The following is an 18975-nucleotide window of genomic DNA, read 5'->3' on the forward strand; positions in this document are numbered from 1 at the left end:
CGCGATGAACAAGCTCCATGCACTGGGCGCCCTGGCGCTCACGGCCCTGCTGGCCGGCTGCGGTGGCGGCGGCAGCCACGACGGCCACAGTGGCGACAACGGCGGCGTCAATCCCCCGCCCGCGGCCATGCCCGACGCCTTTTATGCAGCCGTCAGCGACATCATTCTGAACACCAGCGATGACAAGGAAGGCGTCGCCACCGACGCCATCATGGCGACGTCGCCGGAAGACACGGAAGCGGCGGCGCTGTAGCCTCACGCAGGCGCCGGAGCGGCACCGCCCGGCGCCTGCGCCCTTTCACATCGATACGGAAACGTCCGCGATGAAAACACCGATTTCCCTGCTGTGCGCCTGCCTGCCCCTGCTGGCCGTGGCCGCCCCCTACACGCCAAAGGACGGCAGCGCCGTCATCGAGCAGCTGCCGCGCCGCGCCGATGCCGCGCAGCGCGAACTGCGCGGCCTGCGCCAGCAATTGAATGCCACGCAGCAAGACCTGGCCCTGGCGACGGGCCTGGCGCAGCGCTACATCGCGCTGGCGCGCAGCGAAACGGACCCGCGCTACCTGGGCTACGCCCAAGCGGCCCTGGCGCCCTGGTGGCGGCAGGCGGCGCCGCCCGTCCCCGTGCGCCTGCTGCGCGCCACCATCCTGCAAAGCACCCACCATTTCGGTCTCGCCCTGCAAGACCTCGATGCCGTCCTCGCGCAGCAGCCGCACGACGCCCAGGCCTGGCTGACGCGCGCCACCGTGCTCAGCGTGCAGGGCGACTACCCGCAGGCGACAGCGGCCTGCGCCCGGCTGTCGGCGCTGACCGCGCAGCTGGCCACCGTCACCTGCCTTGCCAATATCGCCGGCGTCACGGGCCGCGCCGCCGCCAGCGAGCGCTTGCTGGGCCTGACCCTGCAAAGGAGCGCCGGCACGGCGGCCGAACTGGAAAACTGGGCCGCCACCCTGCTGGCGGAAATGGCCACGCGGCGCGGAGATTCAACGCTGGCCGAGGCCCGCTACAAGGCGGCGCTGGCGCGGCAGCCGCGCGACAGCTATCTGCTGGGCGCCTACGCCGACTTCCTGCTGGACCGCCAGCGCCCGCAGGACGTCGTCGCGCTGTTGCAGGACCGGCAGCGCATCGACGCCCTGCTGCTGCGCTACGCGCTGGCCCTGCAATCGCTGCCCGGCCGGCAATCGGCGTTCCAGGCGGCGAAGGCCGAACTGGCGGCCCGCTTCACCGCCGCCATGCAGCGGGGCGATACCGTACACCAGCGCGAGCAAGCCCGTTTCGCCCTGTTTTTGCAACACGATGTGCCGTCCGCCCTGCGGCTGGCGCAGCAGAACTGGGCCATCCAGAAGGAAGTGCCCGACATGCGCATCGTGCTCGAGGCGGCCCTGGCCGCGCGCGACTACGGCGCCGCGCAACCTGTGCTGGCGTGGGTGGCGGCGAATGGCGTGGAAGACGTGGCCCTGCAGCGGCTCGCCAGGCAACTGGGCCCGCAGGATGGGCAGAAAATCAGTTTTATCAAGAAAGCAGGTGTACTGTGAAACGCTGCCTGTTCATCCTGTTCCTGTGCGCCTGGCTGGCCCCCGCGCACGCGCACAAGCCCAGCGACAGCTACCTGAGCCTGGCCGTGCACGGCCGGCAGCTCGACGGCCAATGGGATATCGCCCTGCGCGACCTCGATTTCGCCATCGGCCTCGACGGCAATGGCGACGGCGCCCTGACCTGGGATGAAATCCGCGCGCGCCACGCGGCCATTGCCGCCTACGCGCTGCAGCGCCTGCAGTTGGCCGGCGACGAGGGCGCGTGCACGCTGGAAGCGGCCGAACAGCTGATCGACCGCCACACGGACGGCGCCTACAACGTGCTGCGCTTTGCGGCCACCTGCCCCGGCAACGCCGCGCCAGCCAGTTTGACCATCGGCTACACCCTGTTCGCCGACCTCGATCCGCAGCACAAGGGGCTGCTGAAGATCAACAGCGACGGCGCCACGCAGACGGCCATCTTCGACCCGGACAACCCGCGCCAGACGATCTCGCTGGCCGCGCCCGAGCGCCTGGCGCAGTTCGGCGCCTACGTGCAACACGGCATCTGGCACATCTGGATAGGCTACGACCATATTTTGTTCCTGCTGTCGCTGCTGCTGCCGGCCGTCCTGCTGCCCGGCTTGCGCGACCAGCAGCCAGGCTTGCAGGCGGCCTTCCATGATGTGCTGAAGGTCGTCACGGCATTTACCCTTGCCCACTCCATCACATTGAGCCTGGCCAGCCTGTCGCTCGTCTCGCTGCCGTCGCGCTGGGTGGAATCGGCGATTGCCGCTTCCGTGATCCTGGCCGCGCTGAACAACCTGCTGCCCCTGTTCCGCGGCAAGCGCCCCGTGGCAGCCTTCGCCTTTGGCCTGATCCACGGCTTCGGCTTTGCCAGCGTGCTGCGCGACCTGGGCTTGCCCCAGTCCTCGCTGCTGGCCAGCCTGTTCGGCTTCAACGTGGGCGTGGAACTGGGCCAGCTGGCCATCGTCGCCGCGTTTCTGCCCCTCGCCTGGCTGCTGCGCAAGACCTGGCTGTACCGGCGGGCGCTGACCGTCGGGTCGCTGGCCATCGCGCTGGTGGCGGCCGTGTGGCTGGTGGAGCGCGTGGCCGATATCAAGCTGATCAGCGCATGAATGAGGCTATTCATTAGCGCAGCTAATAAGATCATGCCGATTACAAGGGCTTATCAACGAGTCGCGCAAGGCTTAGAGTAGCTCCTGTCAATAAGCGAAGGAGCCAGCCATGGAGCACGTCACCCTGAACAACGGCATCAGCATGCCCGTCGCCGGCTACGGCGTCTTCCAGATTCCCGACCCGGCCGAATGCGAACGCGCCGTGATCGCTGCCATTGCCGCCGGCTACCGCCTGATCGACACGGCCGCGTCCTATCTGAACGAGGCGGCCGTCGGCCAGGGCATCGAGCATGGCAGCGTGGCGCGCGAAGAGCTGTTCGTCACCAGCAAGCTGTGGGTGCAGGACACGGGCTACGAACGCACGCGCGACGCCATCGAGCGGTCGCTGCGGCGGCTGCGGCTCGATTACCTGGACCTGTTCCTCATCCACCAGCCGTTTGGCGACGTACATGGATCGTGGCGCGCCATGCAGGATGCGTATCGCAGCGGCAAGCTGCGCGCCATCGGCGTGAGCAATTTCCAGCCCGACCGCCTGATGGACATCATCGCCTTCAACGACATCGCGCCCGCCGTCAACCAGATCGAAGTCAACCCTTTCCACCAGCAGGCCGACAGCGTGGCTTTCATGCGCGAGCACGGCGTGCAGCCGCAGGCGTGGGCGCCGTTCGCCGAAGGCCGCAACAACCTGTTCAACAACGAGTTGCTGCTGGGCATCGCCAGCAGGCACGGCAAGTCCGTCGGCCAGGTCGTCCTGCGCTGGCTCACGCAGCGGGGCGTGGCCGTGCTGGCCAAGACCGTGCGCCGCGAGCGCATGGCGGAAAACCTGGCGATTGACGATTTTGACCTGGACGAAGCGGACATGGCGGCCATCGCCGCCCTGGAAACGGGCGTCAGCAGCTTCTTTTCGCACCGCGACCCCGCCATCGTCCAATGGATGGCCGAACGCAAGCTTGATATTTAAGGGAAAACACACATGCCAACAAACGATACAAGCACGGGCCGCCGCGGTTTCCTGCTGGCGGCGGGCAGCCTGGCCGCCATGCCATTGATCGGCTCGGCACGGGGACAGGCGGTGCGCGCTACGGTGGAGGGCCGCCGCAAGCTGGGCCAGCTGGAAGTGTCGGGCATCGGCCTGGGCGTGCAAAACATGAGCCGCACTTACCAGGCGATAATACCCGGCCGTCCCGAAATGCATCGCATCATTCGCACGGCTTACGAGCAGGGCGTCACCCTGTTTGACGCGGCCGAGGCCTATGGCCCGCACGAGGTGGAGCGCATCCTCGGCGAGGGCGTGGCGCCGTTCCGCAACGACGTCGTCATCGCCACCAAGTTCGGCTGGAATATCGACCAGCAGACGGGCGAGCGCCGTCCCGGCACCAACAGCCGTCCCGATCACATCAAACTGGTCGTCGACGGCATGCTCAAGCGCCTGCGCACGGACCGCATCGACTTGCTGTACCAGCACCGCGTGGACCCGCAAGTGCCGATCGAGGACGTGGCCGGCGCCGTGCAGGACCTGATGCGCGATGGCAAAGTGCTGCACTGGGGCCTGTCCGAGATGGGCGTCAATACCCTGCGGCGCGCCCATGCGGCCCTGCCCGTTTCCGCCGTGCAGAGCGAATATTCGATGCTGTGGCGCGGACCGGAAACCGGCGTGCTGGCCCTGTGCGAAGAGCTGGGCATAGGCTTCGTGCCGTGGAGCCCGCTGGGCGTGGGCTTCCTGGCGGGAGCCATCGACGCCAGAACCCGTTTTGCCGAGGGCGATATCCGCCAGGTCGAATCGCGCTTTGCGCCGGAAAACCTGCCGCACAACCTGGCGCTGGTGGCACTGGTGAAGACGTGGGCGGCGCGCAAGCAGGCCACACCCGCCCAGATCGCCCTCGCCTGGCTGCTGGCGCAGCGGCCGTGGATCGTGCCCATCCCCGGCACGACGCAGATGGCGCACCTGGAAGACAACCTGGGCGCGGCTGGCGTGCGTCTTACGTCAGCAGAACTGGCCGAGCTGAACCAGGCTGTCGCGGCGATTGAGGTGCAAGGCGCCCGGCTGCCCGATGCCGTGCAGGCCTACTCGGGCGTGGAAGCCGCAGTGCGGCCTGTCCTCAGGGAAAACCGATAAACACCTGCGGCACGGCCTGCGTCAGCCACACGCCATTGTCGGACACATAAAACACATGGCCCTGCGCCTGCATGGCGGCCGCAGCGACCGTCAGCACGACGGGCTTGCCATGGCGCGCGCCCACGGCCACGGCCGTTTCGCGGCTGGACGACAGGTGCACGTGCTTGCGCGCTCCGGGCAGCAGGCCGGCTGCGCGGATCGCCTCGAGAAAACGGCTGGCCGTGCCGTGGTACAGCATGGCGGGCGGCGCGGCGGGCGGCAGGGCGAGATCGACGGCGGCCAGCGAGTGCCCCTGGCTGGCGCGGATGCGCAAGCCGTCGCCGCTGATGGCGTAGCGCGCCTTGCTGTCGCGCGCCACCACCTCATCCAATTGTTCACGGGAAAGGCGGCGGCCATGCTGGCCCGCCTGCGCCAGCAGCTGGGCTATGTCGGCCCAGCCCTGGGCATCGAGCGCGAGGCCGATTTTTTCGGGGGCGTGGCGCAGTATGAGGGAAAGGAATTTACTGGTTTGTACTAATTGATCTGTCATGCCCCAGTTTAGCGTTGTCAGAACGCATATGACAAGGTCAGGCGCGCGGAACGCGGTTCCAGCGGATGGAAATGGCGGTCGGCCACCCCGTCTTGCGCCTCGCCGGGCAGCCGCGACGCGTAGTAATAATCGATGTCGCTGGCGCGCTTGTTGAGCAGGTTGAACACGTCGAGCGACAGCCGCATCCTGCGGTTGAACTGGTAAGCGAGGCGCGCATACGCGAGGGTGGTCGAGGCCGACCGCGCGCTATTGTCCTCGATCAAGGGACGGGGGCCGAAGTAGCGCAGCTGCAAGGCGCCCGACCATGGTCCCCGGTCCGTCACCGTGACGCCGAACGAGGCCGCCGTGCCGATCGCGCCCGGGATGAAGTTGCCGGCCGCATCGTTCTGCGTGTAGCGCGAGCGCGAGACGGCCAGGTCCAGGTCGAACAGCAGCCACGGCGCGGCAACATAATGGTTGTTCCACTCGACGCCGTGGCGGCGGCTGGCGCGGCTCGGCTGCGTGCCGCCCGCGTCGCCGACGAACAGCAGTTCCGACGCGACGTCGAGCCGCCACAGGGCCAGCGAGCTTTGCAGGCCCGGCAGCCATTCCGTGCGCGCACCCAGTTCCATGCCCCTGGTCGGCACGAGGGGCGTGACGGGAGCCGAAGGCGCGCCGTCGGGCAAGCGCGTCTGCGTCGCGCCCCGCGCATCGTTGCTATGGAAACCCTTGCCGTAGTTCACGAAGAATTCCGTCTGGCGCCACGGCCCGAGTATCCATGACAGCTTCGGCGACACCAGGTGCCCGCTTGCCGCGCCGCTATTGCCTTCCACGCTGCTGGCCACCTTGAAACGGTAGGCGTCATAGCGCAGGCCCGCCACGGAACGCAGCCAGGGCAGCCATTGCGCCGTGTTTTCGCCGTACACGCCGACGCTGGCCTCGCGCACCCGGTCTTCGCGCACCGTGGCTTGCCGGATGCGGTCTACCGTGCTGTACAGGCCCACGGGCGACAGCCGGTCGACACGGCCCTGCACGCCCAGCTTGTTGCGCATGGACAAGCCTGCCAGCTGCGTGGTCCAGCTTTCGCTGGCGTTGACACCGGCCACCGCGCGCCGTTCGCTTTGCTGGAACTGGTCGCCGGTGGCCGGACTGGCCAGGAAATACGTGAAGTCGCTATTGAGTTCCAGCTGCGAGGCGATCAGGTACGCGTCCAGCTCGAACAGCCGGTTTTCCGTGCGCCGGCGCAACGCGTAGGACAGGCTGGCGCGCGAGGTGTCGCCGCCGTCGCTGGGCGCCAGCGAGCCGAAGCGGCCGATCAGGCCGGATTCGACTGCGCGCAGCGGCACCTGGTCGGTAGCGTTCCAGCTGTTTTTATAGGCCATGGCCGTCACGCTGAAGCCGTCGTCCGGGCTGCCCTGCCTGTAGCGCAGCACGCCGCTCACTTTACGCACGCGCTCCGGCACGTCCCAGGGGCCATTGTTGCGGTTCAGTTCCAGGCCGACCAGCAGGATGCCGGGGCCGGAAGCGACGGAATCGGCCACGACGGCCCGCACATAGCCGTGCTGGCCCAAGGACACGCTGGCCTGGCCTTGCGGCAATCTGTCGGCCAGGCGGATGCGCGCGCTGCCCGCTGAGGCGAAATCGCCTTCGCCGGCGAAATACGGTCCCTTTTTGTAGTCGATGCGCTGCACCAGCTCGGGAATGAGGAAATTGAGGTCGGCATAACCTTGCCCATGTGCATGCGTGCGCATGTTGACGGGCATGCCGTCGACGTAAGTGGCGAAATCCGTGCCATGGTCGAGGTTAAAGCCGCGCAGGAAGTACTGGTTGGCCTTGCCGTCGCCGCTGTGCTGGGTGACGATGAGCCCTGGCACGAACTCCAGCAATTCCCCCGTGCGCAAGGCGGGCCGGTTGACGATCAGTTCGCTGGTGATGACGCCCTGGCTGGCCGCGTCCGAGGTGCCGACGGCGTTGTCGTAGTGGCCCGTCACGCGCACGGTGCGCGACGCATCCGTGGACGATGGGGCCTCCGGCGCGGCCCCCTTGCCGGCGCCGGACAGCAGCAGCAAGGCACAAGCTGCCAGCTGTTTGCGTTTTATCAATGGCATCGCGCCTCCCCTTTTTATGATGTCATTACAGGCTCCTATGGGATATATACGCGGCACGCTGGCTGCCTGGATTCAGCATTTTCAAGGAGCGACCGTGGATCTGAGCGACAGCGCCGGCAAGGCGACAAAAACCGCCACGGCAGCCGTGCGCAAGCGCGACGTGCTGCCCTACATCCTGCTGTTCATCCTGCTGGCCGGCCTGCTGGCCGTACTGGCGGGCGCCCTGCTGCCACCGTATTACCAGGCCGTGCCGGCCCTGTTGTGGAGCCTGGGTTTCTGCGTCAGCGGCATGCTGCTGGGTTTCCTGTTCGGCATACCGCGCACCGTGCCGTCGGGTACCGTCAATGCGCCGCCGCCCGATGAGCGGGCCAACGGCAAGGGCCGTCCCGGGGACGAGCCGCCGGCGGCGCCCGCCGATGGGCCGCCTGGCAACACCAGCAATACCCTGTTCCTCGGCACGCCCACGCCCATGGAAATCAATTCCAACCTGGTGGAAGTGTCGGACTGGCTGACGAAAATCATCGTCGGCGTGGGTTTGATCGAGCTCAAAAGCCTGCCCGGCAGCGCGCGCAAAATGGCCGCCTTCATCGCGCCCAGCCTGGCCGTCGATGCGGCCGCGGCCATGGCCGTCGTCGGCGGCATCATGCTGTTCTTTTCCGTGCACGGTTTCCTGATCGGCTACCTGCTCACGCGCATCTACCTGTCCATCATGATCAAGCGGGCCGACAATCTCGTCAAAAACGAATCCGTGCGCCTGGAAAGCGGCAAGGAAATCGAAGTGACGGAACTGAGCCGTTTGCAGCAGAAATCGCTCGACGACATGCAGGAAGCCGTCACCCAGCTGCTGCTGGCCCACCCGCCCGACGGCGGCCCCGTCACGGCCCTGGCGGGCGTGCCGACGGCGCAAAAGCCGTCCAGCCTCGTGCTGTGGCTGGACGACCATCCGCGCAACAATACCTTGCTGGTGGAACAGCTGGAACGGGAAAATATCAAGGTGGACCAGGCGATCTCGATGCGCCAGGCGCTGGCCATGCTGCAACAGAAGCATTACGCGCTGCTCATCACGGACATGGCGCGGGTGGAAAACGGCCGGCGCATCAAGGATGCGGGCGTGCGCACGGTGCGCGCCGTGCGCCAGACCTTGCCGGAATTGCCCATCGTCGTGTATTGCAGCAAGGATACGGTCGCCAGTTATGGCACGGAAGCGGAGACGGCCGGCGCCCGCTTCATCACCACCTCAGGCACGAGCTTGCTGGCCAGCGTCAACAAGCTGCTGCACGAAGGACCTGGGGATGACGCTCAGCCTGCTATATCGTAGCAGTAGCGGCCCACGTAATGCAGCGAGCCGCGCTGCGGGTGCGCCAGTTGATTGGGCGCAAACACGCACACGCTGGCGTCGGCCTGCACGCCTTGCGCGTCCGCGTCCGCGCCGGCCTGCGCCAGCCAGCTGCCGGCATACGACACGCCGTCGAGCAGCTCGGCCAGCGGCGCGGGCGTGGCCAGCCACGCGCTCTCGATGCAGGCCGGCTCGTACTGCGTGAGGCCCGTTTCCAGGAAGAATGGTGGCGGCACGGCGTCGCCATCGTCCGTGTACGCGGGCGACAGGTAGGCCTGCAGCGCCTCCCAGGAGGCGAAGCGTCCGCTGCAGGCAAACACGTGGACCATGGGCAAGATGGACGCCAACTACAGTTTCTCCATCTTCTGCCGCACGGCCGGGGCCGTCGAGGCCGTCGGCGCCAGCTCCAGATAGGTTTTATAGGCCGCTTTCGCCCTGGCGGCATCGCCGGCCTTGGCATAGGCGTCGCCCAGGTTCAGGTAGGCGATGGCGCGCGAGGGGTCCATCTTGACAGTGTTTTCAAACCAGCGGGCCGCTTCGCGGTATTTTTCCTGCTTGTAGAAGACAAAGCCCAGGTTGTTGGCGGCCAGCGCGAAGTCGGGACGCAGTTTCAGCGCTTCCGTAAACTGCGCTTCCGCCTGCGCGTACTGTTTCTCCTTATACAACTGCAAGCCACGGTCGTTGGCCCGCTGCGCCAGCTGGCGCGTGGAGGTCGGCACGGCGCCCGGCGTGACGATCTTCTGTTCGCCGCCCTGCAAATCCTTCACCGTCACGCTGGCCGCTTGCGGCTTGGCGTCGAGCTTGCTGTTCAGGGCGATGGCCTCCGTCGACAGCTGCGTCGTGTTCGGGCTGAGGAATTCCGTCTCGCCCGGCAACTCGAAGACGAAATCGCCGCCTTCCGAACCGGGCAGGCTGCCGAACGCCGGCGTCTGGTTCGACACGCTGGAGACGGCCGGCGCCACGTAGGCCGCCAGTTCCGTGGCCGTGATCAGGCCGTCACCGTTCAGGTCCCCCTTGCCGGCCAGGCCCTGCAGCAGCGTCCACGTAAACACGGAATGGCCGTTCGGCCCGCCGTCGGCCACCAGCTGGTCGCCGCCGCCGGCCGTCAGCATTTGCCGGCCGATGCGCTTGGCGTTGTCGCGCAAGAACGAGCTGGAACCGGCGCCGCGGGTAAGGCCCAGGCCGCTGTAGCAGGCGTCCATGACGAAGAACGCATGCTTGGCCGTCAGGGACTCCGCGATATTCTGGATTTCCGTCATCGGAATCGCATCCGTGGCGAACTGCGCCGGGTCGGAATCGACGGGCACGATGTAGCCGAGGTCGCGTCCCGAGCTCAGCTTGCGCGTGGCGCCGTGGCCGGCGAAGAAGACGAAGATGCGGTCATTCTTTTGCACGCCGCCATGGGCCAGCTTGTCGTGGAAGGCGGCCAGGATGTTGTTGCGCGTCGCTTCGCCGTTTTTCAGGGTCACGACGCGCTCGGGCGCAAACGCGAATTTTTCGATCAGGGTTTCGCGTATGCCTTGCGCATCGCGCACCGCATATTGCAGTTTCGGCCACTTCGCGTAATCGTCGATGCCGATCACGACGGCCCAGGAATTGGCATAGCCCGTGGTGACGGGGACTTTCTCGGGCGCGGGCGCCGTGCTTTTCGCCACCTGGAAGCTGGTGCCATCCCAGCCCGCGAATTGATAGCCTTCCGCGATCAGCTTGTCGAGCACGGCCGGCAGGGCTTTGACCGTGCGTTCATGAATGTCGTGGAACAGGACGATGCCGCGCCCCGCCTTGTCGACGGAGGCCAGCACCCGGTTCGTGATGGAGCTGGGCACGGGGTCGGCCCAGTCCAGCGAATCGATATTCCACATCACGGATTTCAGATGGGCATCAGCCAGCGCGGCCATGCCTTCGCTGTTGCGCGCGCCATACGGGAAGCGGAACAGCGCGGCCCGCTCGGGGCTGATGGCTTTCAATAACGTGTCGGTGCCGAGGATTTCGCCTTTCAGCTTGTCGCCCGTCTGCTTCGACAATTGTGCGTGGCTGAAACTGTGGTTGCCCACGGCATAGCCCTCTTTCATCAGCTTGCGGCTCACTTCCGCGCCCGCGCCCAGCTTGGCGTGGCCTTCCGCGTCGAGCGACCCCAGGTTGCGGCCCACGTTGAAGAACACGGCCGGCACGCCATACTGTTTCAAAATGGCGCTGATTTCTTCCGTGTAGCGGCGGTGCGGGCCGTCGTCGAAGGTCAGCACGATGGTTTTCTTCGGCAAGCCGAGGCCGAAGATTTCCGCCTCATCCTTTTTTGGCGCCGGCTTGGCTTCGGGCACGGCACCTGCCGGCGGCACGGCATAGGGCACGACGATGCCGTTTTCCTTCAGAATCTGTTCGCGGCTGTACAGTTTTTTCAGCTGTGCCACGTAATCGTCCCACCGTTCGCGCTTGAGTTCGATGGCGCGCTGGCCCAGGTTGCCGAAGATTTGCCGGATTTCCTTCTCGTAGTTGCGCTCGATCTCGCCCAGCGCGTCGAGGTCTTCGGAAATGCGCTTGTGCAGCTTGATGGCGGGCAGGGACGAATCCTTGGCCACGTCGGCCAGCATGCCTTGCAGCAGTTCGCGGAAAGCCAGGCGGTCCGCATCGTACAGCGAGGGATCGGATTCGATGTAGGTCAACAGACTGTCGAGCGCCTCGAAGCGGCCCGGATTGGTGGCCGCCGTCAATTGATCCAGCGCGGAATCGAGCCTGGCGATGCGCTCCTGGTTTTCATGGAACAGGGCCTGGCCCACTTTACGGGCTTCGTCGCGCGCGCCTTCGGGCAAGCTTTGCTCGTCGGCCAGCAGCACGATGATCTTGCGGAAATTGGCCAGCAGGTCGCGGAACTGGCTGGCCACGGCGGCCGTGTCGGCGGCGGCCTGCGGCGCGGCGGCCGGATTGCCCGAGGCCGGGCCGGCTGGCGCGGCGGTGGCTGCCGGACGGGTATAAGTGTAAATGCCGGCCCCGGCGGCGAGAGCCACGACGACGGTGGCGGCGATCTTGATCGGCTTGGAAGTCACAGGCTTGTCATTCCCTTCACATACTATGCATAGAATTCAGATGGCGCGGAGGCGCAAGATGCATAATTGTAGAGCACGCTTGGCAATTTGCTCATCCCGCACGCTGAATTTGGGCAATAATATGTCGGCAACAGGCAATTATCCTGTCACCTAATCCGTCAACTAATCGGACAAGCAATCGGGCAACTGATGGGGCAAGCAAGTTCCATCGATCATAAAAACGGGAAAGACGATGCACAAGAAACTTTGCGCGGCCGCGCTGATGCTGGGCATGGCGCTATTGCTGCTGCAACTGCGCGCGCATGCGGGCGACAGCGTCATCAGGACGGTAGGAGGCGTATGCCTGCCGCACTGAGCAGCTGAATAGACCGGACACGCCGGTCCGCGCCGGTGCGCGGGCCGCCCGGCTACCCGGCGTCCGGGTCGAAATGCTTGCGCAAGCCTTGCCAACACTCGAAATAGTCGTTTTGCAGCAAGCCGCCGTCCAGGGCGAACGGCGTCGGCTTGAGGATGGTGCGCGTCTCGAACATGAAGGCCATGGTGTCGCCCACCTTCGCGGGCGCGGACGTGTCGCTGTGCGAGGCCTTGTCGAAAGTCTGCGCATCGGGGCCGTGGCCGGACATGCAGTTGTGCAGGCTGGCGCCGCCCGGCACGAAGCCGGCCGCCTTGGCGTCGTACACGCCGTGGATCAGCCCCATGAACTCGCTTGCCACATTGCGGTGGAACCACGGCGGCCGGAACGTATGCTCGGCGGCCAGCCAGCGCGGCGGGAAGATGGCGAAGTCGATGGCGCCCAGCAGCGGGTTTTCGCTCGGCGCCTGCAGCACGAGGAAGATCGACGGGTCCGGATGGTCGTAGCTGATCGAGCCGATGGTATTGAAGCGGCGCAAATCATATTTGTACGGCGCGTAATTGCCATGCCAGGCCACCACGTCCAGCGGCGAATGGCCGAGGGTCGTGCGCCACAGGCGGCCGCCGAACTTGGCCACCAGTTCGCAATCGCCTTCGATATCCTCGTAGGCCGCGTGCGGCGCCAGAAAATCGCGCGCGTTCGCCAATCCGTTCGAGCCGATGGGCCCCATGTCCGGCAGGCGGAAGGCCGTGCCGAAATTTTCACACACATAGCCACGCGCCTTGCCGTCCAGCACAGTCACGCGGAAGCGCACGCCACGGGGGATGACGGCGATTTCCTGCGGTTCCAGCTCGAGCAAGCCCATTTCCGTGGCAATTGCCAGCCTGCCCTGCTGCGGCACGACCAGCAATTCGCCGTCGGCCGAATAGAAGAAGCGCTGCATGGAGCGGTTGGCCGCATACAGGTGGATGGCGCAGCCGCTCATCGCTTCGGCGCTGCCGTTGCCGGCCATGGTCTGCCAGCCGTCGATGAAGTCCGTGGCCTCGCCGGCATCCGGCAGCGGGTCCCAGCGCAGCTGGTTCGGCGGCGTCGGCGGCATCGCATGGAAATCGCTGACGATGCGCGTATTTGGCAGCAAGGTAAACGGCGGATGCTGGCTGGCGGGACGGATGCGGTACAGCCAGGAGCGCCGGTTCTGCGCGCGCGGCGCCGTGAAGGCCGTGCCCGATAATTGTTCCGCGTACAAGCCCAGCGGCGCCTGCTGCGGCGAATTCTGCCCCTGCGGCAAGGCGCCGGCGATGGCTTCCGTGGCAAACTCATTGCCGAAGCCGCTTTGGTAGCCGGCCCCTCTCATGCCGGCTCCGCCATGCCGGCGGCCGCGTCGCGCAGCAAGCCCTGCACCACCTCGGCCTGGCCGACGGCGTCCATGGCCAGCAAGGCGAAGCGGGCCAGGAACAGCGGCGCGCGCTGCTCGCCCAGGCTGCCCATGGTGTGGCACAGCTCGGTGTATAGATTATCGCGTTCGATGTCGGTCATGTTGTCTCCTGATCCTGATGTAATACATTCGGCCTTTCAACCCGAAAGGCGAAACAGCTGGGGTCGGACCCCAAGGGACCCGGCGTCCCCGTCCGCGCCCCGGAATTTGCCACTGGGTTTGCTTCAAGACAATGCCCGTTTCAAAGCATCCTCCACCTGCCCCGCCCTCGCCTCGCGCCAGCGTCCCAGCACGTGCCCATCCGGGCGCACGAGGTAAAACGTGCCGGGCCGCGCGTCGAACAGCGGGAATGCCTGCGCCGCATGGTCCCAGGCGCCCCCTTGCGCGCCGCCGCGGCTGATCGCCACGGTCGTCAACGGCAAGCTGTCGCCCAGCGCCAGCAGCTCGGCCGGCACGCAAGCATCCACGCCGAAGTACAGTCCCGTGAAATGGCCATCGGCGCGCTTCCCCAGATCGGTAATATACCCCGCTTTTTGCCCGCCGTTGTGCGGCAGCGCCAGCGGACACTCGGGCAAGACGGTGCCGGGCGCGGGTCCGGCGGAAAAACCATCCGTGTCGGGCGCGTTCAGGGACGACTGCGCATACGCGATGGCGCTCGTCTGGCGCGGGTTGATCAGTGTGCGCACGTGCGCATGCTTGCCCGCCAGACCGAGCACGGCCGTGCGCATCAGCTCGAAGGCAAACGTGGGCGGCGCCATGAATTCCGTGCTTTTCGTGCCGTGGCGCAAGTTTTCATGGGCCGCGTACACGCGTTCGTCCGAATAGCTGTCCAGCAAGGCCTGCGGCGCCAGCCCCTTGACCACGTAGGCCAGCTTCCAGGCCAGGTTGTCGGCGTCGTCGATGCCGGAATTGGCCCCGCGCACGCCGAAGATGGGCACCAGGTGGGCCGCATCGCCCGCAAACAGCACGGGACCGTGCCGGTATTTGTCCAGGGTCAAGGCGTTGGCCTTGTAGATGGTGATCCACACGGGATGCCACGGGGCCGTCTCCCCCATCATGGCCAGCAGGCTGTCCACGCGGGGCGCCACGTTTTCCAGCAGCACGGCCGTCTGCGCATCCTCGTCGTCGCGCAGCTGGTAGTCGATGCGCCAGATATCGTCGGGCTGCTTGTGCACCAGCACGGTCGAACCGGGATTCGACGGCGGATCGAAGTACGCGAGCCGCTCCGTCGGGCGCTCGCTTTTCAAATGGATGTCGACGATCACGTAGCGGCCTTCATAGCTGGTGCCCCGCAATTTCAGGCCCAGCGCCTCGCGCACCACGCTGCGCCCGCCGTCGGCCGCCACCAGCCAGTCCGTGTCGATTTGATATGTATCATGCGGCGTGGCCACGGTGACCGTGGCGCCGTCGGCGCGCTGCTGCACGCCCGTGACCCGCGTCTGCCAGCGGATATCGATCAGCTCGCTATGGCGCTCGGCCGCGTCGAGCAGGAATTGCTCGATATGGTATTGCGCCAGATTGACCATGGGCGGCAATTTCTGGTTCGCGTCTTGCGGCATCGTAAAGTGCAGCACTTCTTCCTCGCGGTAAAAGCTGCGCCCTCCCGTCCACGGCAAGCCTTTGGCCAGAAAACCGTCGAGCGCGCCCAGGCGGTCGATGATTTCCAGGCTGCGCCGCGAAATGCAGATGGCGCGGCTGCCCGTGCAGACGCCGTCGTCCGCCTCGATCAGCACCGAGCGCACGCCGTGGCGCGCCAGGCCCAGGGCCGTGGCCAGGCCCACGGGGCCGCCGCCAACGATCAGGACGGGGACGTGCTGCGTCGAGGCGGCCGCCGGCTTGCCGGGCGGATACACTTTCGGCACATGGGGATAAGGGTGAAACGTATCGCGCATGATGGTGTCCTCTCAAGAATGTGTTTTGCCGCCGCGCGCTATCGGCAGGGTCAGCACGATGACGGCGCCCGCCACCAGCAGCACGCTGGCGTACAGCAAGCCCGTGGCAAAGCTGTGCGTGACGTCCTTCAGCCAGCCCACGACGACGGGGTTCAGGGCCGAGCCGATATTGCCCGTGGCATTGATGACGGCGATGCCGATGGCGCGCGCGCCCAGGCTCAGGGCCCGGTCGGGCGTCGTCCAGAAGACGGACATGGCCGTGTAGGCGCCCGTCGAAGCCATGCACACGCCCAGCAGCTGCAGCACGGGATTGGCGGCATGCGCGGTCAGCAGCCAGCCACCGGCCGACAGCAGCATGGGCCAGACGATGTGCCAGCGGCGCTCCTGCAGGCGGTCCGAGCGCCGGCCCCAGGCGACCATGCCGATGACGGTGCACACTTGCGGTATCGCCGCCAGCAGGCCGATCTGCGTATTGCTGGCGTTGCCGCTGAAACTTTTCACGATCAAGGGCGTCCACACGGCCACCATGGCCAGGGTGTTGACCAGGCAAAAGTAGGCGATGCCGAATTTCAGCACGGTGGGCGAGCACATTTCCACCAGCACGGAGACTTTTTGCCGGGGTGCGTCAGGCTTGTGCTCGGCAGCCAGCATGCGCGCCAGCACCTGCTGTTCCAGCGCATTGAGCCAGCTGGCCTTGCCCGGCGCATCGTCGAGGTAGCCGTAGACGGCCAGGCCCAGCAGGACGGATGGCATGCCTTCGAGCAAGAACAGCCATTGCCAGCCCTTCAAGCCCCAGTGGCCGTCCAGCCCCAGGATCAGGCCCGACAGGGCTGAACCGATGGCGGCCGTGACGGGCATGGCGATCATGAACAGGGCATTGGCGCGCGCCCGGTAGGCGCTGGGAAACCAGTAAGTCAGGTACAGCAGCATGCCGGGCAGGAAGCCCGCCTCCGTCACGCCCACTAAAAAGCGCAGCGCATACAGGCTGGCCGGGCCGCTGGCGAACAGGGTCGCCGTCGAGGCCAGGCCCCAGGCGATCATCATCGAGCCGATCCAGCGCCGGGCGCCGATGCGCGCCAGCACGATGTTGCTGGGAATGCTGCAGGCGATGTAGGCGATGTAAAACAGGGTAGTGGCAAAACCGAACTGGGTGCCGGACAGGCCCAGGTCCTGCATCATGGTCAGGCCGGCGAAGCCGATGTTGATGCGGTCAAGAAAGGAAAACACGAACAGCAGGAACAAAAAGCCCAGCAGATGGCGCGACACCCTGCGCATGACCTGCTGTTCCAGCTGATTGGCGGCCGCGTCGGGGGCGGGCGCGTGGGTGGCGGCGGTGGCGGGGGTTGCCCCCTGGACGATGGTCATGCTGGTCTCCATAAGGTCTTTGCCCCGCCATGCTTGTTGTTATCGGCGGGTGCTGCCGGGTGATCCCGGCTTGAGACACAGTATGCAGACGACTAAGCCGATGGCTGTCCCCATTTTGGGGACAGCCATCGGCCAAAAGAACTAGCCGGCGCGCCTAGCCGCGTTTCTTGATGGGCACGTTGTCGACCTTCTGGTTGCCATAGCTGAAGGAACCGTGGCCGCTCCAGTTGTTGTCGGTGACAAAGGTCGCTTCAAACTTGGCCAGGTAGCTGCCGATGGCAGGCGGCGGCACGGAAACGACGTATTCGCCCATCAGGCTGAAGACGCGCGTGGCGCCGCCGAGGCCCAGGCCGTGCACGGGACCGCTGACGGGACGGATCACGACGCGGCCGTTCGGCGGGGCGATCGATTGCGTGATCAGGGCTTCGCCGCTGACCGTGCCGTCGTCGGGGTTGTAGAACAGGGCCAGATTCAGGATGGGCGCGCCGGGCAAGCCGAGATTGCCGGCCATCAGATAGACGTGCTCTACCGCATTCAATTCAGATGAGGACACAATGGACTCCTTCGGGAATGATTCCTGAGCCATGAACAGGCGAGATCGCGCGCGGCGACAGGCACTGGCTACCAGCCTTGCCAATGGCCGCGGTTCCGGCGGCGCATCAACACTCTGCAGGCAGCATAGTCCGTATTTCCGTAGCAATATGCTCACATTATTGCCTTGAATTCCAGCAATTTTATGCTGGGCCCGGTATACCGGATTTGCTAGCACTTACGGCACTTGCGGGCCTAGACATAGCGCAAACAATTGGCGCTGGCTGGCAATGCCCAGGCGTTTATACGCGCGTTTCTGGTAGGTGACGACGCTCGACGGCTGCACGCCCATGGTCTCGGCGATTTCCACGGCCGTGTGGCCTTCGAGCACGCCGCGCAGCACGTCGAGTTCGCGCTTGCTCAGCTGCGGGCCATGCTGGCGCAGCCGGGCCAGCATCATGGGCGAAACGCCGTGCGCGGGCTGGCCGTTCAGGCTGTAGTGGTGCCTGGCCGCATACGCGAACAGCGGCGACAGGGCTTCGATGGCGGCCACTTCGCCGGGCTGGAACTGGCCCTGGCTGCTGTCGCGGTAAAAATTGACGGACAGCCAGATGTCGGCGGCCGGCTGCACCAGCAGGGACAGGCGGTCCGAGACATTCGGCTTTTGATAACAGACGGCGCGGTAGCCGGGATGGCGGATTTCATCGCCGGCTTGCCGGTGCAGCACGATGGCGGGATCGATTTTCACGCCTGCGGCCGGCGCGATGACGCTCTGGTTGCCGTCGAGCGCATAGTAATGGCGGGCGTAGCTGTCCGCGATATCCTGCAGGAAGCGCCCGCCGCGCCGGTCGGCCACGGCGACCGTGCGCGGACGGTTGCCGAATTCATAGGCAAAGATCGTGCACTGGGCGATGGACGCGGCCGCGCCGGCCGTGGTCAGGATGGCGCCCGCCATGGCATTGACGTCGGCGTGGCCGATGGCGGCAACCAGGTCCAGGGCGCGCCCCAGGTCCAGCTGCCCTTCCGCCTGCCGCCGTTCCACCCGCCAATAGCGCATGGCCGTCTCCCCTGGCGATTATTGTTGACGCTGCGGCAAGACCCAGTCCGGCCGGATGTAATGACAGGTGTAGCCGTGCGGCAAGCGCTGCAGATAATCCTGATGCTCGGGTTCCGCCTGCCAGAACGGGCCGGCCGGCGCCACCTGCGTCACCACCTTGCCGGGCCACAGGCCCGAGGCGTCGACGTCGCGGATGGTTTCTTCGGCCACCAGCCGCTGTGCTTCGCTGGTGTAAAAGATGGCCGAGCGGTAGCTGGTGCCGCGGTCGTTGCCCTGGCGGTCTTCCGTGCTGGGGTCGTGGATCTGGAAGAAAAATTCCAGGATCTTGCGGTAGCTGATGGCGGTCGGGTCGAAGATGATCTCGATCGCTTCCGCATGCGTGCCGTGGTTGCGGTAGGTGGCGTTGGCCACGTCGCCGCCGCTGTAGCCCACGCGCGTGGCGAGCACGCCCGGATAGCGGCGCAGCAGGTCTTGCACGCCCCAGAAGCAGCCGCCGGCCAGGATCGCGGTTTCCTTGTCTTTTGTCATATTGATCATTCCTTGATCTGAGATACTGGTATGTATCGTCCATCTTACCCTGT

The 18975-nt window shown here is 65.9% G+C and carries 18 protein-coding genes; 7 read left to right on the plus strand and 11 right to left on the minus strand.

Annotated elements, in window-relative coordinates:
* Positions 1-4 precede the first annotated feature (4 nt).
* The 5 genes from AC07VI_RS08290 (at position 5) to AC07VI_RS08310 (ending at position 4769) form a co-directional block, all read left to right on the plus strand.
* Positions 5-253: a hypothetical protein gene (locus tag AC07VI_RS08290; protein WP_086145367.1), complete on the plus strand. Its 249-nt coding sequence runs from the start codon at positions 5-7 to the stop codon at positions 251-253.
* A 70-nt stretch (positions 254-323) separates the two neighbouring features.
* Positions 324-1535 (plus strand): tetratricopeptide repeat protein, encoded by a 1212-nt coding sequence (locus AC07VI_RS08295; protein ID WP_086145368.1) that lies wholly within the window; start codon positions 324-326, stop codon positions 1533-1535.
* The gene (locus AC07VI_RS08300; protein WP_086145369.1) at positions 1532-2653 is read left to right on the plus strand and encodes a HupE/UreJ family protein; all 1122 of its coding nucleotides are present in this window, start codon (positions 1532-1534) and stop codon (positions 2651-2653) included. Before AC07VI_RS08295 ends, AC07VI_RS08300 begins: the two co-directional genes overlap by 4 nt.
* A 109-nt stretch (positions 2654-2762) precedes the next feature.
* Positions 2763-3614, plus strand: a complete 852-nt coding sequence (locus tag AC07VI_RS08305; protein WP_086145370.1) for an aldo/keto reductase — start codon at positions 2763-2765, stop codon at positions 3612-3614.
* A gap of 12 nt (positions 3615-3626) precedes the next feature.
* Positions 3627-4769 (plus strand): aldo/keto reductase, encoded by a 1143-nt coding sequence (locus AC07VI_RS08310; protein ID WP_086145371.1) that lies wholly within the window; start codon positions 3627-3629, stop codon positions 4767-4769.
* Here AC07VI_RS08310 and AC07VI_RS08315 read toward each other — a convergent pair.
* A complete protein-coding gene (locus AC07VI_RS08315) occupies positions 4753-5298 on the minus strand; it encodes an RNA 2'-phosphotransferase (protein WP_086145372.1) in 546 nt (181 codons plus the stop codon). The two genes, AC07VI_RS08310 and AC07VI_RS08315, sit on opposite strands and share 17 nt — an antisense overlap.
* A gap of 17 nt (positions 5299-5315) precedes the next feature.
* A complete protein-coding gene (locus AC07VI_RS08320) occupies positions 5316-7385 on the minus strand; it encodes a TonB-dependent receptor (RefSeq protein ID WP_492994385.1) in 2070 nt (689 codons plus the stop codon).
* A gap of 94 nt (positions 7386-7479) precedes the next feature.
* Here AC07VI_RS08320 and AC07VI_RS08325 point away from each other — a divergent pair, with 94 nt between their 5' ends.
* A complete protein-coding gene (locus tag AC07VI_RS08325) occupies positions 7480-8703 on the plus strand; it encodes a response regulator (RefSeq protein WP_492994387.1) in 1224 nt (407 codons plus the stop codon).
* Here the strand turns inward: AC07VI_RS08325 and AC07VI_RS08330 are convergent.
* Both AC07VI_RS08330 and AC07VI_RS08335 read right to left on the minus strand, forming a co-directional pair.
* Positions 8685-9068 (minus strand): immunity 22 family protein, encoded by a 384-nt coding sequence (locus tag AC07VI_RS08330; protein ID WP_086145375.1) that lies wholly within the window; start codon positions 9066-9068, stop codon positions 8685-8687. The genes AC07VI_RS08325 and AC07VI_RS08330 overlap by 19 nt on opposite strands.
* Positions 9069-11762, minus strand: coding sequence for a polysaccharide deacetylase family protein (locus AC07VI_RS08335; RefSeq protein WP_086145376.1), 2694 nt, complete (start codon positions 11760-11762; stop codon positions 9069-9071).
* Positions 11763-11994: 232 nt separating this feature from the next.
* Between AC07VI_RS08335 and AC07VI_RS08340 the strand changes: the two genes are divergently transcribed.
* Positions 11995-12117, plus strand: coding sequence for a hypothetical protein (locus AC07VI_RS08340; RefSeq protein WP_264296476.1), 123 nt, complete (start codon positions 11995-11997; stop codon positions 12115-12117).
* A 52-nt stretch (positions 12118-12169) separates the two neighbouring features.
* Here AC07VI_RS08340 and hmgA read toward each other — a convergent pair whose 3' ends face one another.
* The 7 genes from hmgA to msrA all read right to left on the minus strand — a co-directional run bounded on the left by hmgA (position 12170) and on the right by msrA (position 18922).
* Positions 12170-13468 carry a homogentisate 1,2-dioxygenase gene (hmgA, locus tag AC07VI_RS08345; RefSeq protein WP_086145377.1) on the minus strand — a complete coding sequence of 433 codons (1299 nt, stop codon included), beginning with the start codon at positions 13466-13468 and terminating at the stop codon, positions 12170-12172.
* Entirely contained in the window at positions 13465-13650 is a 186-nt protein-coding gene (locus AC07VI_RS08350; RefSeq protein WP_086145378.1) for a hypothetical protein, read from the minus strand. Before AC07VI_RS08350 ends, hmgA begins: the two co-directional genes overlap by 4 nt.
* A gap of 123 nt (positions 13651-13773) precedes the next feature.
* Entirely contained in the window at positions 13774-15441 is a 1668-nt protein-coding gene (locus AC07VI_RS08355; RefSeq protein ID WP_492994390.1) for an FAD-dependent oxidoreductase, read from the minus strand.
* A 12-nt stretch (positions 15442-15453) separates the two neighbouring features.
* On the minus strand, positions 15454-16806 hold the full coding sequence (locus tag AC07VI_RS08360; RefSeq protein WP_492994391.1) for an MFS transporter: 1353 nt from the start codon (positions 16804-16806) through the stop codon (positions 15454-15456).
* A gap of 154 nt (positions 16807-16960) precedes the next feature.
* Positions 16961-17359, minus strand: coding sequence for a DUF1842 domain-containing protein (locus tag AC07VI_RS08365; RefSeq protein ID WP_086145380.1), 399 nt, complete (start codon positions 17357-17359; stop codon positions 16961-16963).
* 216 nt (positions 17360-17575) lie between these two features.
* Entirely contained in the window at positions 17576-18394 is an 819-nt protein-coding gene (locus AC07VI_RS08370; protein ID WP_099374368.1) for a helix-turn-helix domain-containing protein, read from the minus strand.
* Positions 18395-18412: 18 nt separating this feature from the next.
* Positions 18413-18922: a peptide-methionine (S)-S-oxide reductase MsrA gene (msrA, locus tag AC07VI_RS08375; RefSeq protein ID WP_086145441.1), complete on the minus strand. Its 510-nt coding sequence runs from the start codon at positions 18920-18922 to the stop codon at positions 18413-18415.
* Positions 18923-18975: the final 53 nt, after the last annotated feature.

It is taken from the genome of Janthinobacterium sp. GW821-FHT03A03 (genome assembly GCF_059421435.1).

Coding starts and splice junctions, on each gene's coding strand:
- AC07VI_RS08370 (WP_099374368.1), bottom strand. CDS start 18,394: ATGCGCTATTGGCGGGTGGAACGGCGGCAGGCGGAAGGGCAGCTGGAC.
- AC07VI_RS08295 (WP_086145368.1), top strand. CDS start 324: ATGAAAACACCGATTTCCCTGCTGTGCGCCTGCCTGCCCCTGCTGGCC.
- AC07VI_RS08320 (WP_492994385.1), bottom strand. CDS start 7,385: ATGCCATTGATAAAACGCAAACAGCTGGCAGCTTGTGCCTTGCTGCTG.
- hmgA (WP_086145377.1), bottom strand. CDS start 13,468: ATGAGAGGGGCCGGCTACCAAAGCGGCTTCGGCAATGAGTTTGCCACG.
- AC07VI_RS08305 (WP_086145370.1), top strand. CDS start 2,763: ATGGAGCACGTCACCCTGAACAACGGCATCAGCATGCCCGTCGCCGGC.
- AC07VI_RS08340 (WP_264296476.1), top strand. CDS start 11,995: ATGCACAAGAAACTTTGCGCGGCCGCGCTGATGCTGGGCATGGCGCTA.
- msrA (WP_086145441.1), bottom strand. CDS start 18,922: ATGACAAAAGACAAGGAAACCGCGATCCTGGCCGGCGGCTGCTTCTGG.
- AC07VI_RS08310 (WP_086145371.1), top strand. CDS start 3,627: ATGCCAACAAACGATACAAGCACGGGCCGCCGCGGTTTCCTGCTGGCG.
- AC07VI_RS08290 (WP_086145367.1), top strand. CDS start 5: ATGAACAAGCTCCATGCACTGGGCGCCCTGGCGCTCACGGCCCTGCTG.
- AC07VI_RS08355 (WP_492994390.1), bottom strand. CDS start 15,441: ATGCGCGATACGTTTCACCCTTATCCCCATGTGCCGAAAGTGTATCCG.
- AC07VI_RS08315 (WP_086145372.1), bottom strand. CDS start 5,298: ATGACAGATCAATTAGTACAAACCAGTAAATTCCTTTCCCTCATACTG.
- AC07VI_RS08350 (WP_086145378.1), bottom strand. CDS start 13,650: ATGACCGACATCGAACGCGATAATCTATACACCGAGCTGTGCCACACC.
- AC07VI_RS08360 (WP_492994391.1), bottom strand. CDS start 16,806: ATGACCATCGTCCAGGGGGCAACCCCCGCCACCGCCGCCACCCACGCG.